Annotated in this window: 17 protein-coding genes and 1 tRNA gene; 10 read left to right on the top strand and 8 right to left on the bottom strand. The window is 51.6% G+C overall.

Annotation, left to right across the window (positions count from 1 at the left end; translation table 11 throughout):
• Nucleotides 1-17 precede the first annotated feature (17 nt).
• Nucleotides 18-794: a glucose 1-dehydrogenase gene (locus ABJU74_RS06795; protein ID WP_348383802.1), complete on the bottom strand. Its 777-nt coding sequence runs from the start codon at nt 792-794 to the stop codon at nt 18-20.
• Nucleotides 795-960: 166 nt separating this feature from the next.
• Nucleotides 961-1,046: transfer RNA gene (locus tag ABJU74_RS06800), tRNA-Tyr, on the bottom strand.
• A 148-nt stretch (nt 1,047-1,194) separates the two neighbouring features.
• Between ABJU74_RS06800 and rlmB the strand changes: the two genes are divergently transcribed.
• Together rlmB and ABJU74_RS06810 are read left to right on the top strand one after the other, a co-directional pair.
• Entirely contained in the window at nt 1,195-1,947 is a 753-nt protein-coding gene (gene rlmB, locus ABJU74_RS06805; RefSeq protein ID WP_348383801.1) for a 23S rRNA (guanosine(2251)-2'-O)-methyltransferase RlmB, read from the top strand.
• A complete protein-coding gene (locus tag ABJU74_RS06810) occupies nt 1,948-2,880 on the top strand; it encodes a hypothetical protein (RefSeq protein WP_348383800.1) in 933 nt (310 codons plus the stop codon).
• Nucleotides 2,881-2,943: 63 nt separating this feature from the next.
• Here the strand turns inward: ABJU74_RS06810 and ABJU74_RS06815 are convergent, their stop codons facing one another.
• A complete protein-coding gene (locus ABJU74_RS06815; RefSeq protein WP_348383799.1) occupies nt 2,944-3,261 on the bottom strand; it encodes a 2Fe-2S iron-sulfur cluster-binding protein in 318 nt (105 codons plus the stop codon).
• A 102-nt stretch (nt 3,262-3,363) separates the two neighbouring features.
• Here ABJU74_RS06815 and ABJU74_RS06820 point away from each other — a divergent pair, with 102 nt between their 5' ends.
• Complete coding sequence (locus tag ABJU74_RS06820) at nt 3,364-3,981, top strand: DNA-3-methyladenine glycosylase 2 family protein (RefSeq protein WP_348383798.1); 618 nt, start codon at nt 3,364-3,366, stop codon at nt 3,979-3,981.
• 20 nt (nt 3,982-4,001) lie between these two features.
• On the opposite strand, the gene ABJU74_RS06825 is transcribed toward ABJU74_RS06820, so the two are convergent.
• From ABJU74_RS06825 to ABJU74_RS06835, 3 genes are read right to left on the bottom strand one after another with little or no spacing between them, the layout of a single operon-like run.
• Nucleotides 4,002-4,478, bottom strand: a complete 477-nt coding sequence (locus ABJU74_RS06825) for a hypothetical protein (protein ID WP_348383797.1) — start codon at nt 4,476-4,478, stop codon at nt 4,002-4,004.
• Nucleotides 4,479-4,529: 51 nt separating this feature from the next.
• Nucleotides 4,530-6,077, bottom strand: coding sequence for an ABC transporter permease/substrate-binding protein (locus ABJU74_RS06830; protein WP_348383796.1), 1,548 nt, complete (start codon nt 6,075-6,077; stop codon nt 4,530-4,532).
• Nucleotides 6,074-6,859, bottom strand: coding sequence for an ABC transporter ATP-binding protein (locus tag ABJU74_RS06835; protein ID WP_348383795.1), 786 nt, complete (start codon nt 6,857-6,859; stop codon nt 6,074-6,076). Before ABJU74_RS06835 ends, ABJU74_RS06830 begins: the two co-directional genes overlap by 4 nt.
• A 116-nt stretch (nt 6,860-6,975) precedes the next feature.
• Between ABJU74_RS06835 and ABJU74_RS06840 the strand changes: the two genes are divergently transcribed.
• Nucleotides 6,976-7,809, top strand: a complete 834-nt coding sequence (locus ABJU74_RS06840; RefSeq protein ID WP_348383794.1) for an SDR family oxidoreductase — start codon at nt 6,976-6,978, stop codon at nt 7,807-7,809.
• Here the strand turns inward: ABJU74_RS06840 and ABJU74_RS06845 are convergent.
• Nucleotides 7,806-8,102, bottom strand: a complete 297-nt coding sequence (locus tag ABJU74_RS06845; RefSeq protein WP_348383793.1) for a 4a-hydroxytetrahydrobiopterin dehydratase — start codon at nt 8,100-8,102, stop codon at nt 7,806-7,808. The two genes, ABJU74_RS06840 and ABJU74_RS06845, sit on opposite strands and share 4 nt — an antisense overlap.
• Before the next feature lie 54 nt (nt 8,103-8,156).
• On the opposite strand from ABJU74_RS06845, the gene ccmA reads away from it, so the two are divergent.
• Together ccmA and ABJU74_RS06855 are read left to right on the top strand one after the other, a co-directional pair.
• Nucleotides 8,157-8,795, top strand: coding sequence for a heme ABC exporter ATP-binding protein CcmA (gene ccmA / locus ABJU74_RS06850; protein WP_348383792.1), 639 nt, complete (start codon nt 8,157-8,159; stop codon nt 8,793-8,795).
• The gene (locus ABJU74_RS06855; protein ID WP_348383791.1) at nt 8,792-9,442 is read left to right on the top strand and encodes a heme exporter protein CcmB; all 651 of its coding nucleotides are present in this window, start codon (nt 8,792-8,794) and stop codon (nt 9,440-9,442) included. The genes ccmA and ABJU74_RS06855 overlap by 4 nt, the downstream gene beginning before the upstream one ends.
• 39 nt (nt 9,443-9,481) lie before the next feature.
• On the opposite strand, the gene ABJU74_RS06860 is transcribed toward ABJU74_RS06855, so the two are convergent.
• Complete coding sequence (locus ABJU74_RS06860) at nt 9,482-10,240, bottom strand: competence/damage-inducible protein A (protein WP_348384027.1); 759 nt, start codon at nt 10,238-10,240, stop codon at nt 9,482-9,484.
• A gap of 113 nt (nt 10,241-10,353) precedes the next feature.
• On the opposite strand from ABJU74_RS06860, the gene ABJU74_RS06865 reads away from it, so the two are divergent.
• From ABJU74_RS06865 to ABJU74_RS06880, 4 genes are all read left to right on the top strand, one after another.
• Nucleotides 10,354-11,022 carry a hypothetical protein gene (locus ABJU74_RS06865; RefSeq protein ID WP_348383790.1) on the top strand — a complete coding sequence of 223 codons (669 nt, stop codon included), beginning with the start codon at nt 10,354-10,356 and terminating at the stop codon, nt 11,020-11,022.
• A gap of 49 nt (nt 11,023-11,071) precedes the next feature.
• Nucleotides 11,072-11,899, top strand: a complete 828-nt coding sequence (gene map / locus ABJU74_RS06870; protein ID WP_348383789.1) for a type I methionyl aminopeptidase — start codon at nt 11,072-11,074, stop codon at nt 11,897-11,899.
• 90 nt (nt 11,900-11,989) lie between these two features.
• Nucleotides 11,990-14,152 carry a PQQ-dependent dehydrogenase, methanol/ethanol family gene (locus tag ABJU74_RS06875; protein WP_348383788.1) on the top strand — a complete coding sequence of 721 codons (2,163 nt, stop codon included), beginning with the start codon at nt 11,990-11,992 and terminating at the stop codon, nt 14,150-14,152.
• A 236-nt stretch (nt 14,153-14,388) separates the two neighbouring features.
• Nucleotides 14,389-14,727 (top strand): P-II family nitrogen regulator, encoded by a 339-nt coding sequence (locus ABJU74_RS06880; RefSeq protein WP_348383787.1) that lies wholly within the window; start codon nt 14,389-14,391, stop codon nt 14,725-14,727.
• Nucleotides 14,728-14,791: the final 64 nt, after the last annotated feature.

Below are 14,791 nucleotides of genomic sequence, written 5' to 3' on the forward strand. Positions count from 1 at the left end.
AAAGCTAGCAAGCATGCTTAAGGCCGGGAAATCATTCCCCCGTCGAGCGCAATAGTTTGACCGACCAACCATGATGATGCGCGCGAAGAAAGATAGAGCGCGGTGCCAGCAATATCTTCCGGAGCACCCATACGCCCCCGCGGAATTTGGGAAATCGCCATTTTGGTCATACCGTCATTCTCGACAATTTGTTTGGTCATATTGCTCGGGAAAAAACCCGGTGCGATGGCATTGACGTTGATATCATAAGAAGCAAGATCCGTCGCGAGATGCTCGGTCAAATGGATAACCCCGGACTTACTGGCCGAATAGGCATAGGTCGGCATACCGGAATTACGGATACCGTTGATCGAGGCAATGTTGATCACCCGCGCCGGATCATCCGGATTGCCTGATGCTTTGAGCAATGGCAGAAATTTTTGGGTCGCAAAAAATATCGCCTTGATATTGATATCCATGACCTTGTCCCAGCCTTTTTCGGGAAAATTCTCTATCGGCGCGCTCCAGTTTGCGCCGGCATTATTGATCAAAATATCAACTTTTTCTTCTCGCTCTTCAATCGCTGCGACAAAGGCCTCAATCCCTTCAACATTCGACAAGTCACCCGGGATGGCAATACATTCGCCATAAGCAGACAGCTCTTGCGCCATGGCCAAGAGCCGTTCTTCCTTGCGCGCAGTGATATAGACTTTCGCCCCATTTTCGACCAAGCCACGGGCCATCATTGCGCCAATGCCGCTCGACCCTCCGGAAACCACCGCAATTTTGCCACTCACGTCAAATAAACTCTTCATTTGCAATCCCTCGTTTTCATTTTGCTCAGCGGTTCTTTTCCACAGCCCGTGCTGCTTGTCACGCAGGATCATGGATCGATCGCAGTCGATCAACCCGCTGGTCCGATGCGATGGCATTTTTTGAGATTGTAGGGGAATTTTTTGCGCAACCGCCGATGCAGCCAAATGGTGGACAGGATAGGATTCGAACCTATGTACGCTTACGCGGGCAGATTTACAGTCTGCTGCCTTTAACCACTCGGCCACCTGTCCATTTGGTTGCCTGTCTTGCCGGTTTCGCAACGAGATGCGGCTCAATGACGAAAGCATCGCCCAGTGTCAATGCCTGCCCTTGCAAAATCCCATATTTACTGTGCAAAAAAAAGGATGTGCCATATCCATTGAGCGTTTAAGAGGCGCTATGGCACGTAAAAATAAATCTGTGAAAAAAACCGGCGGTGGCCTGAAATTCTGGGGCCGCCACGCGGTTGAGGCGGCGCTCGCCAACCCGCAACGTATTGTCAAAAAAATATCAGGGACACGCGATGCGCTGGGATCGCTGGAGCTGCCGCAGGATCTTGCAGTCGTGTATAGCGATGTGGCAGATCTCGGCCGAGCCATTCCGCGCGACGCGCCCCATCAAGGCATGGTCCTAGATGTCGATCCCCTGCCCGATATCTGGCTGGGTGATATATTGGCCGAAGCGTCAGAGAAAGGCCGTCCGCTATTGGTGCTTGATCAAGTCACCGATCCGCATAATGTTGGCGCAATATTACGTTCTGCTGCTGCCTTTGATGCCGCCGCCATTATCACCCAAGATCGCCATGCCCCACCCGAATCAGGGACGTTGGCAAAATCCGCGTCTGGCGCGCTGGAAATTGTGCCTTGGGTAAGGGTGGTCAATCTTGCACGGGCGCTCGATGAAATTGCTGAAGCTGGCTATTGGCGCATCGGTATGGAAGGTTCTGCCGACGACATATTGGGAACCATTATGGGCGAAAGCAAAATTGCGTTGGTCATGGGGGCCGAAGGCGAAGGATTGCGCCAAAATGTAGCCGCTCATTGCGATGCACTGGCGCGGCTGCCGATGGCGCCGCAAATGGAAAGCCTCAATGTGTCCAACGCGGCCGCAATTGCTTTATATGCTGAATATACCCGAAGCCCGGAGAGTTAAATGAAACAGATGTTCAAAATCTTGATTGCCTTGACGGTACCTTTACTGTTGTCCGCCTGCCTCTTATTGCCAGGAAAGTTCGAGGCCAATTTGAATATTCTCGATGGCGACCGCTATGAATTTGCCTATGTCGGACAAATTCAAATGAGTGCCCCCAATGACGGCAAGTTAAGCAAACCCGAGCTGGTTGCAATTGACCCGGCGCAACTCAAATGCCGTGACCGGGTGTATAAATCCGATGGACGAATCAACCCAATTACCCCAGTTTATGGGAACGAATATGATCGGTACGGGAAAGATGCCAATCCGGACCAGGATATAAGCACCCGCAGCTATGACGTGGTCGATCGCGATTGTACGGAAAAAGAAATTGAAGATCGCAAAGCACAAGCTAAGCGCTCATACGAACGCAAAGTTCGTCGGTATGAAGAAGAAGTATCCATGGCGCGCGCCTTTTTCGGCGGAGCTATTCCCGGTGATGATGAAACCATGGTAAAATTTGCCGAGAGGCTAGAAAAATATCGCGGCTGGGAAAAAGTCGAACATGCTGGCGGGAATATTTTTAACGTCGAATATAAAGAAAGCGGAACCATTGGGAATTATTTCAGTTTCCCGATAATGCCGGATGCGCAATTCCAATATCCGTTTTTCCAACTCGTGCGGCGCGCTGATGGCGCGGTTGAACTGCTCACTCCCGGTATCGCCGGACAAGGCGGTATTTTCAATTTGATCATGCAAAAAGAAGCCGGTGGTAAAGCGCCCAAAATTTCAGACATTGACGGACTGCTCACTGTGGAAACCAATGGCAAAGTGATCAACAATAACAGCATTGATGGATTTGCCGAAAATGGTGATCGGAAAATCATGCGCTGGGAAATCGGCAAAGATGTCCCAATGAGTCAGGAAGGTCCGCGCGCGCTCATCAGATTTTAGGCAATTATGGCAGACAAAAAAAGAGGCGCTGAACCGCGCCTCTTTTGTCATGCATTTTATTCTCTAATCTTCTTCAGCAATTTTAACCTTTAAACCATCGAGATCATCGCTCAATTCAATTTGACAGCTTAACCGCGAAAACTCATCACGGTGATCACTGCTTTCCAGCAAGTCATCTTCATCTTCGCTCATTGCTGGCAATTTGTCTTTCCAATCCGCAGCGACGTGAACATGGCAGGTCGCGCAAGAACAACAGCCGCCACAAAGCGCTAACAATTCATCAAAGCCATTGTCGCGGATGGCTTCCATAACATTGATACCGCTGTCTACCGTAACGGCTTTTTCTTCTCCGGTGCGCCCGGTTACGTGAATTGTCGGCATAGAAACCCCTTAGCTGTTTTCATTCAAAATCCGGCACGCTATGTCCGCTCGGCAAAAAAGAATCAAGAGCCCAAAAGGGCAGTCAGCTGAGGCAAAGCCGCGATGGGCCTATCAAAAAAGACGATACAGACCAGCCTGGATGCGGTTGGACGGATCGAACCCGCCCTGCACAGGGCGGTTCTCGCGGCTGGTTATCCAGAACCGCGCATCAATCCGGAAGGCTATCAAACCTTGTTGCGGACCATTGTCGGGCAACAGGTCAGTGTCGCCTCAGCATCGGCGGTTTGGAACAAATTGGAGACTCGATTGGGCGCGGGCTGCCCCGCAGAAGCCCTGATCGCGACCGATTTTGATGATTTGCGGGCCTGCGGCCTTTCTCGCCAAAAGCAAGGCTATGCCCGCAGCCTGGCAGAATTGATTTTATCGGGTGGACTGGACCTGGGCAATCTCCCGCAAGATGATGAACAAGCCATAACGCTGCTGACACAAGTCAAGGGCATTGGCCGATGGTCGGCAGAAATTTATCTGCTATTCGCTTTGGGGCGTTCGGATATCTGGCCGGCTGGAGATTTGGCTATTCAGGCCGGTATTGGTGATATTTTGGGTTGTGAAAAGCGGCCTTCAGAACAGGAATTGCGGAATATTGCTGTACCCTGGTCACCCTATCGCGGGTCGGTGGCGATCTTTATCTGGCATCACTATAACACGATGGTGATGTAAAAAAGGCGGCACTGTTGCCGCTATTTTTTCAAACTCGGATTTAAAGCCATAACTTCTTCCATAAACGAACGAGGTTTCTTCCAGTTTTTGGTTTTAGCGTTGAAGCGATAGCCCAAAATCGCAATGGCTTCGCTAGCGAAATGGACGCAATTGCGTTTGTTTAAGCTATAGCTTTTTTGCGGTTTGTTTCGCCATTTTGTGACCAGCGCCATTAATTCCTGGTATTTTTTGTCGCCCACCATGACGGTGAAATGCGGATTACTATTGGCGATATATTTTGTCTTGGGCGTTTCGACTTTGCCTTTGACCGAACCCCATAAAATGCCGGGTGAAATGTTGACGGCGGTAAATCCGAAACTTGTATCAACAGCTTCGCCATTTTCCAGATCGCCTTTTAAAACAAAAAAGGCATGCGGAAAATTCTTGCCAAAATCATGGGAATAAAAGGTCACCGCCACTTGCGCTTGAGCGGGCATAGCCATGGTAAGGAAAAGCATGAATACGGCCAAAAAACGCAGGCAGAACGGATTAAAAAACGGTCTCGTCACTTATTCAACTTTCTCATTTCTAATCTGCTCATCCAGCCAACGCGCTGCCTGTTTGGGCGATTTTTTATCCGCTTCGCGGTCCACCATATAATTGGCTTCTCGCATATTCTCTACCGTGATTGCCCCGACCAGCGGCTTAATAGCATTGATGAATTTTTCGTCCTTTCCGCGTTTCGGCGCAATCAATAGCATCGCTTCATAAGATGGCACTGCACCCTTTTCATCTTCCAACACAATAAAGCCGTTTGCGGCAATTCTGCCGTCGGAAGAAAAAGCCGAGATCACATCCACTTCCCCGCTTGATAATGCCGGGTACATGAAGGTCGGATTAAACGCGCGCGCTTCCTTAAATTGCATGGGATATGCCTTTTTCACCATGGTCCATTCCGGCCGCTCCAGAAACTCAAGATCAGTACCGAAAGCAAATTGAGGTGATATCCGTGCCAAATCATCCAGGGTTGTGAGACGCTTATCTTGCGCATCGGCTGGCCTGACCGCAAAGGCATAAGTATTTTCAAATCCCAAGGCGCCGACCATGGAGACATCATGGGTGGCCTGCGCCCAGACTGCGATTTCGGACAGCATTTTTTCTCCGGCAGGCGTATCCGTTCGCTTCATCTGGTTGGTCCAAATCGTTCCAGAATAATCGATGGACAGATCAACATCATCGGCGGCCACGGCTTGAAACACCACAGCCGATCCCAGCCCGTCCTGATAGCGTACCTGATATCCAGCCTGTTCGAGCCGAGAACCAATTAATCGGGCGAGAATAAATTGCTCGGAAAAGCCTTTGGCGCCGATCACCACCACATCATCGCGGGCATTGAGCATCGGGAATAAGGCCGCCGCCAAACCGGCCGCTAGGGCCAAGCTGGCGGCCCAGGTTTTGATTTTCCTCCGATCTTTTATAGCCCGTTCGATAACCCCCAATAACATATCAACAATAATCGCCAGACCGGCAGAAGCGAAACAGCCGGTCAGGACCAATGTCCAATTTTGCGTCTGCAATCCTGCAAAAATTAAATCCCCCAGACTGGCTTGGCCCACTGTCGTTGACAAGGTTGCTGCGCCGATTGTCCAAACCGCGGCTGTACGTATGCCTGCCATGATCATCGGCGCGGCTAAGGGCGCTTCAACCAAGCGCAGTTTTTGTACAGCGGTCATCCCCAGACCATCCGCCGCCTGTTTTGCCGCAGGCGATACTTCGGTCAGTCCAGTCACTGCATTGCGCAATATTGGGAGCAGCGCATAGAGCGTTAGCGCGAGCAATGCAGGTAGAAAGCCGAGCGCCGATATACCCCCGCCCAGAAGCGCGGATACACCCAGTAAAAGCGGATAGAAAAGAGCCAATAACGCCAGCGCGGGAATGGTTTGAACCAAGCTGGCAAAAGCCAGAATGACGGTTGCTATTTTCGGTGCTCGTGCGGCCCAGATGGCCAATGGCAAACATAGAGCCATGGCAAGCAACAAGGCGGAAAAACTCAGCTGGACATGCGCCGCCAACAGTTCAGGAATCCGGCCAAAAGCCTCTTGCCAGGCATTGCTCACGAGCCTTTCCCAAGCGCTATAAGGTGGGCGGCCTGCGCACGCGGGATAGCCACCAGGGCTTCCGCTTCTTCACCCACATCACCTGATAGAAGTTGCGCAGGCGTGGCATCGGCTTTGATTTGTCCCGACTCCATCACCAAAATCCGATCCGCGAGATAAAGTGCCTCCGCCATGTCGTGAGTCACAATGACAGATGTCAGTCCGAGTGTTTCGTGCAAGGTCTTATATTGTCCCGCTAGACTATCCCGCGTCACCGGATCCAAGGCCCCGAACGGTTCATCCATGAGCATCAGTCCCGGCCGCGTTGCCAATGCCCGGGCGACACCGACCCGTTGCTGTTGGCCGCCGCTCAGTTGATGCGGCATTCTGGTTGCCATTTCAGGCGGCAAGGTCACCAGATCGAGCAATTCGGCCACCCGATCATCTTTGCCACTATTTGCTCCGGCAAGTTCCAGTCCGATCGCAATGTTGCGCGCAATCGTCATATGCGGGAATAGCCCTATATTTTGAAAGACATAACCAATTTGTCGTCGCAAGATATGGGGGTCTGTATCCTCAATATTGCTATTGTCGATCAGCAACTGTCCTGCGGCCGGGTCGACCAACCGATTGATCATCTTCAGCAATGTCGATTTGCCGGAGCCCGACAATCCGACCAGTGCGACAAAGCTGCCGGCTTCAATTTCCAGGGATATATTATCCACCGCTTTGATTGATCCATAATGCCGACTGACATTTTGCAGACTAATCGCAGGACCAGAGGCGGGTAAGGTCGAATTCATCCCACAGCTCTTGGCCTGCTTTGCCTAATAAGTCCAATCGCACTTGACCTGCTGATGAAAAACCGCTGGGATGAACATTAATGTCAATAAGACAATGAAAAGATGGTGAGGATAAAATGGGATATCAGAGCGGACAAAAGACCATATTCATAACAGGCGCTGCTTCCGGGCTCGGCCGCGAAGTGGGGCGCTATTTTGCTGGTAAAGGCTGGTTTGTCGGCATTGCTGATATCAATGAAAACGGAATGGCAGAAACCGCGTCTTTGTTGCCAGAAGGTCAAAGTTCAATTCACCGGCTAGACGTGACCGATCGTGCCAATTGGAAGGCGGCAGCCGAGGCCTTTGGCGAAATAACCGGCGGTACAATGAACGTTTTGTTCAACAATGCAGGCATTGGAGAAGGCGGCCCGATTGAGGAAATGACCGATGAAGATATCGATCTGATGATTGCGATAAACTTTACCGGTTGCATCAGCGGCACCCGCGCCTGTTTCGAAATGCTGAAAAACACGCCCGACAGCTGTGTGCTTTATACCGCGTCGGCCGCAGGCATTTACGGTGTCGCCGATCTCAGCGTCTATAGCGCAACCAAATTTGCGGTCCGCGGGCTGGCAGAATCTCACGATCTGGAATTTCGGAAATATGACATTAAATCCCGGTCGCTCATGCCCGGATTTGTTGACACAAATATAATTTCGGATGTGGTCGAAGGGACCAATCAAACCGGAAAAGAAAGATTGGAAGAAAGCGGCGTGCTGGTCAGTCCGGTGTCAATAATCGGGCCTGAAGCTTGGGAAGCAGTCCATGGCAATAAAGTCCACCGGCCCGTCAATAAAATGGCCAAACAGCTAGCATTTGCCGCGCGCTGGATGCCCGGTCGCTTGCGCAAACAGTCGGTCGAACTGGCAGATCTGGGTAATGTTCTAGCCGGATCGGAGGAAAAAAACTAAGCAAATTCTTCTATTTTATGCGCTAAATCGAGATCGCGTTGGGACAATCCGCCATCGTCTCCAGCATCGTGAGTGGTCAACGTAATGTCGACGACATTATAAACGTTAAACCATTCCGGATGATGATCAGCTTTTTCCGCATGTAGGGAAACGCGTGTCATAAAGGCAAAAGCCGCAGTAAAATCAGCAAATTTAAATTTGCGACTTATGGCATCGCGTTTGCTGTCATATTCCCAGTCCGGCAAAGCTGCGAGAGCGGTTTCCCGTTCCGCTTCGGTGAGCGCTGCAACCATATTTCAATACTCCTTGCTTGGCTTTGCTGCCATTTCGTGGCTTAAGTCTTCCCTATGAACACTGGGGCGTCAACCAAATTTGCAGACCATGAAGCCAAATCCCTGCGCGGGCAGGATATTGCCTGCGTGCGCGGCGGCAAATTGTTGTTTCGAGGATTGAATTTCGAAGTTTCCAATGGGCAAGCGCTTTTGATTTCTGGACAAAATGGAGTCGGTAAGTCCAGTCTTTTGCGTTTGGTTGCTGGGTTATTGCCGATATATTCCGGCGAGCTGTTTGTTCACCAGTCACTCGCGATTTGCGACCACCACATGGCATTGGATGAAAATCTCTCGCTGGCAGCAGCGCTCGCCTTTTGGGCGCAAATTGACGGGAAGCCGGTTGAACAGAGCCGCGCAGCCATGGCCGCGGCCGGCCTGTCCCATCTCGCCGAAATACCGATCCGCTATTTCTCAACCGGTCAACGCCAGCGTGCCCGGCTTGCGCGCACCTTTTTGTCAGATGCGAGCTTGTGGCTCCTTGATGAACCGGCCAATGGTCTGGATACGGCATCGGTCACCTTATTGGGGACGGCGTTGCAAGATCATTTGCAGCGCGGCGGAATGATCCTCGCCGCAAGTCATATTGCTTTGCCTATTCCCATCACGGCAACTTTGGATCTCACGCCATTTATCCCGCCGGATGAACCGGTATGATCGCGGTGCTCAAAACCTTAATCTGGCGAGATGTTCGCCAAAGCTATGCCAGTGGAGGCACTTGGCTACCGATTATTTTCTATCTTTCGGCCGCTACCTTATTCCCTTTTGCTGTCGGACCCGATCCCGACCTGTTGTTGCAAACGGGCGGCGGTATATTGTGGATCGCGGCCTTGCTCGCAACCTTGTTGCCGCTGGATCGATTGATACAACCGGATCTCGATACGGGATTTTATGATCAATTACTGGTACGCAATATTACCGATGAGTTGATCGCATTTGCACGCCTGGTTTCTCATTGGCTCGCCTTTGGTCCGCCGCTTCTCTTCGCGGCGCTTTTGGCCAGCGCGCTTATGGGTTTAGAAGGTCCAGCCTTGGTCACTTTGCTCACCAGTTTGGCCATTGCTACCCCGGCTCTTGCGGGTTTGGCGGTGATGATCGCAGCGCTTACAGCGGGGCTGAAAGGCGCTGGCGCGCTTGGCGGTTTGTTGCTGGTACCGCTGGCCATACCGCTACTCATTTTCGGCGCAGGCAGCATGGCGGATGCCAGCGGCAATGCGTTATTGTTACTGGGAGCGGTCTCGCTTTTGCTGGTAGCTATTACCCCATTTGCTGCGGGCGCTGCGCTGCGTGCGGCGCGCGAATAGTGGCCCGCCAAGCCGGAGAAAATTCTCGGCCGTTAGCGGCTAAATACCGCCATCGGTGACGGCATAGCCAGCGGCTTCCAATCCTTTTTTCAATATCGCCGTACAAGTCGCTAAATCATCACTATCGGTAGAGCGAATCACAAAATTGGCCCCAACCTTGCCGCTGCGGAAAAATGGATAACTGCCAATTTGGCAGCCTTCATGGGCTTTTTCCGCTGCGCTTAAAACATCGGCAATTTCACTTTCCGGTGCCCAAGCGCCCAAAGTCGCTGACAATAAGGGAGCGCCCCCTTCGAGACTTCCGGTCAAAGCATCCAACATACCCGCCGTGATATGCGGCACACCGGCCATTAAAAACAAATTCTCAATCTGGATTCCCGGCGCGCCAGACATGCGGTTTTCAATCAGCTGGGCGCCGTCTGGGACACGGGCCATGCGCAAACGTCCCTCGTTCACGCCCCCTTTATCGGCATAATATTTTTCCAATATCGCCCGTGCAGTCGGATGGATCACCACATCCACCCCCAAGGCCTTGGAAATGGCATCAACCGTAATATCATCATGAGTGGGGCCGATACCGCCAGTGGTGAACAGATAATCATTGCGCGCACGCAAAATGTTTACGGCTTCGGCTATCGCATCCATGTCATCGGCAATAACCCGGACTTCGCCTAACCTAATCCCTTGCACATTCAGCCATTTAGCCACTTGTGCGATATTCTGGTCTTGCGTCCGGCCAGATAAAATCTCGTCACCTATAACGATCAAGGCTGCGGTATAAATGCGGGTATTGCTCATGGCTGAGGATATAGAGCAGTTCTGCAAATCATCAACGTCCATTTGCAATTTGGTAAGGTCCAGCGCGTAAATTGGACTGGGGCGCATTCAATCCTCTCCAACAGGAGAATATTATGACCGTGCAATTTGGACAATTTGGTTTCCAGGCTAGCCTGTATGATGACCAGGCCAGCTTGCGGATTTTGCAGGATGGTTCACGCCTAATCATCGAAGAAACCTCAGCCCCGCCGCGTTTTGCAACCAAGCTTGCTGGAACGGTTTTTGGAATGATGTTTTTGGGCTTTGGATTATTTATCGCCTTTGCGTCGATGACAGCGGCTAGTGAGGCTTTGCGTGTTCCCGCTGCGGCCCTGTTTGCCTTGATTGGTTTGGGAATAATCGGGCTCGTGCTGCGTCAAAAGAAAAGCATCAGACGGCTTGTCGCGGACAATAGCGTCAATAGCATTGCCTATGGCAATATCCGCACGGATGTACCGGAGCACACCGATTTTCAGCCAAAAGGCTCGCTCGATTTTCAGACCATCACCCGGTTTGATACCGGCTCGGTTGATCATAGCGCGCCAGGCGCTGAACGCGCATTTACCGGCCTATATGTGCAAGCTCCCGATGGGCCGCGCGGCGGTCTGTTGGTCATGGGCGCCCTGTATGAAATCGAAATTGCGATCGACTATTTGTATCGGCATATGAACGACGGACCGGCCGGGGTTAGCAATTTTGCAGATCAAGAGACCCGATTGCCGCGCAGCTTTGTACCGCAAAACCGCGATCATTCTGATCAATGAGGACAAATTTCTCATAGTCAAATCGACCAATTGACCATATATATAAGCGATGACTGATTATCTGACTGTAGAAGAAGCCACGCCGCAAAGCCGGACCGGCGCCATTAAACTCCATGGCCCTGAAGGATTTGAAGGCATGCGCAAGGCGGGACGCTTGGCAGCGGAAATTCTCGATGCCCTCGTACCCCATGTTGTCCCTGGAGTGACCACCGGTTTTCTCGATGACATGGTGCGTCAACATGCTTTTCGCGAAGGGGCCGTGCCGGCGACACTGGGATATCGCGGGTTTACGCATAGCTGCTGCACTTCGATCAATCATGTCGTCTGCCATGGCATCCCCGGCGATAAGAAGTTAAAGGAAGGCGATATTGTCAATATTGACGTGACCGTAATCATCGACGGTTGGCACGGCGACACCAGTCGCATGTTCCTGATCGGCAAAGTTCCAGTCAAAGCGGCAAAGCTGGTTCAAAATACATATGAATGTCTGATGCTCGGCATCGAACAAGCCAAACCGGGCAATCATATGGGCGATGTGGCTCATGCTATTCAAAGCCATGCCGAAGGAAACCGCTATAGTGTGGTGCGCGATTTTTGCGGCCATGGCTTGGGTCAAATGTTTCATGATGCCCCTGAAGTGGTGCATGCCGGACGCCCGGGCACGGGCCCAGAATTGCGGCCCGGCATGTTTTTCACGATCGAACCGATGATCAATATCGGCAAATATGCGGTCAAAATGCTCGAAGATGGCTGGACAGCCGTCACGCGTGACCGATCGCTTTCCGCCCAATTTGAACATAGTATTGGTATTACCGAAACGGGATGCGAAATTTTTACCAAAAGCCCCACCGGCCTCGATTGCCCGCCTTATAGTTAAATCAGCATCGGCCTTGACCTCAGAGCGTAAATTTAGCTAGTCAGTTAAATCAGGCCAAGCCCGTGAAGGTTTGTCCGTTCGGGAGAAGAAATGATGCGCCGTTTTGCACTAGTTTTGGCTACTTTATTGCTGGCAGCTTGCCAAAATCAAACCGGTGGCGGCGGCGACGGAACTTCGGGAACAAGCGGCGCCGACTGGAGCAATATCGGCTTTGACGCAAAAGAACAGCGCCACAGCCCATTGGATCAAATAGATGCAAGCAATGTAGCAGAGCTCGGCATTGCCTGGTTTAAAGACTTGCCCGATGCCCGCGGACAAGAAGCCACGCCCGTCGTGATCGACGGCAAAATGTATATTTCCACCGCTTGGTCCAAAGTCTTCGCCTATGACGCGAAGACCGGGGAAGAATTATGGTCTTATGATCCCGAAGTTCCGGGTGACAAGGCCGTCGATGCCTGTTGTGATGTGGTCAATCGCGGCGTTGCCATTTCTCGAGGAAAATTGTTCTTCGGCACAATTGATGGCCGGCTCATTGCTCTTGATGCCAATACCGGCGCTCGGCTTTGGGAAACCCAAACCACAGACAATAGCAAACCTTATACGATAACCGGGGCGCCCCGGGTTGTGAAAAACATGGTCATCATTGGCAATGGTGGGGCAGAATTTGGCGTGCGCGGATATCTCACCGCCTATAATGTCTCTGACGGCTCACAAAAATGGCGCTTTTACACGGTCCCCAATCCGACTGGCGAACCCGATGGCGCGGCCAGCGATGAAATTTTCGCGAAAGCCGCCAACAAGACATGGGGCGAGGGAGAATGGAAAGAATCAGGGGGCGGCGGAACCGTCTGGGATAGCATCGTCTATGATGCAGAACTCGATCAACTCTATTTTGGTGTCGGCAATGGCAATCCTTGGAACCATGGCCTGCGCTCTGGTGGAGAGGGTGATAATCTATTTCTTTCTTCCATCGTCGCAGTCAACCCGGATACCGGAAAATATCTCTGGCATTATCAAGAGACGCCGGGAGAAACATGGGATTATACCGCAACCCAGCATATTATAATTTCAGAAATTGATTGGCCTGTCGAAGCCACCGAAGGCGAAACGACAGCCGTAACCGAAAAACGTAAAGTGATTTTTCACGCTCCGAAAAACGGATTTTTCTTCGTTATTGACCGGACAAATGGCCGGCTGATGAGCGCGGAGCCGTTTGTTGAAAATGTCAATTGGGCGGAGGGCTATGATCTTGAAACGGGACGGCCGATCGAAAATCCTGAAGCGCGCTTTTATAAAACCGGAAAACCCTTTGTTTCCATCCCTGGTGCTTTGGGTGCTCATAATTGGCACCCAATGAGCTATAATCCCACCACGGGACTGGTCTATATCCCAGCGCAGCAAATCCCGCAGGGATATGACATACCAACCACGGAAATCGACAAAAAGCGCGAACGTCTGGGTTTCAATGTCGGCATTTCATGGGCCATTGGTCAGTTGCCTGATGATCCGGCCATTTATAAGGCGGCTATTGCGGCCACAACCGGCAAGCTTGTCGCCTTTGACCCAAAAACCGGCAAAACCGCCTGGTCGGTTGATCATCCTGCTGCTTGGAATGGCGGGACGATGACAACAGCCGGCAATCTTGTCTTTCAAGGCACAAGCGTTGGTCTGTTCAAAGCCTATGCCGCTGATAGCGGAGAAGAATTGCTGAGCGTGGATGTGCAATCCGGCGTTGTCGCTGCACCGTCCACTTATATGGTTGATGGCGAACAATATATTGCATTCCTGACCAGCAAAGGGGGAGCCTTTCCGCTGGTCGCCGGTGTAGCTGGCGGCGCTTCGCGGACTATACCCAATATCCCGCGCCTGGTGGTTATGAAAGTTGGCGGTTCCGCCACTTTGCCTGCCTTGCCTGAGAAAAGCGAAGTGGTTTGGAATCCACCCGAGCCATCCGGAACCCCAGAACAAATTGCGCAAGGCAAGGCCATTTATGGCCGCAGCTGCCTCGTCTGTCATGGTGACAGTGCGGTCGGCAACGGCTTTACGCCAGATCTGCGTATTTCCGGAACATTGGCCAGTGAAGAAGCTTGGGCTGCGATTATAACCGGCGGTGCATTGAAACAACATGGCATGGTCAGTTTCGCGTCCCAGCTCAAGGCTGATCAGGTTGAAGCCTTGCGCCATTATGTGATCGATCGATCCCACTGGACCAAGGCCAATGTGGCTGAAGACACAGCTCCTATCGGACGCTGAAAACCAGCAGATTGACTGCCTAAAATTTGAGCAATACTGTTCAAAAATGCCTGTTTTTTGGGCGGCATTGAAACTGTCTTCGTTTGGCTTTAGCAGATTACCAGCGATTCTTTTATGCGCGGCCAACTGGCACGGTAATTGAATTGTGCTGGGCAAGTGCGCCCGATTTCGGTGCCGTATAAGCACGCCAAAGCAAAAAGAACGCGGCCAGAATATTAGGGATGGAACGAACAAAAATGAAAAAGATCGAAGCGATCATCAAGCCTTTCAAACTCGATGAAGTAAAAGAAGCGCTCCATGAAGTGGGCGTATCGGGTATCACCGTCACAGAAGCGAAAGGCTTTGGCCGGCAAAAAGGTCATACAGAATTATATCGCGGCGCCGAATATGTCGTCGACTTCCTGCCCAAGGTAAAGCTCGAAGTCGTTGTCGAAGATGCGCTGGCGGAGCGCGTCGTCGAGGCTATTTCCACTGCTGCACAAACCGGTCGGATTGGTGACGGCAAAATTTTTGTCATTCCCGTGGAGTCTGCCTTGCGCATTCGCACCGGTGAACGGGATAATGACGCCATATAGGGCGAGCGACAACTCAGAGCCATTAATTTTCAATAATCGCAATATTTAGATAACCAACCAAGGG

It is taken from the genome of Parasphingorhabdus sp. (assembly GCF_039982415.1).
GTDB lineage: Bacteria > Pseudomonadota > Alphaproteobacteria > Sphingomonadales > Sphingomonadaceae > Parasphingorhabdus.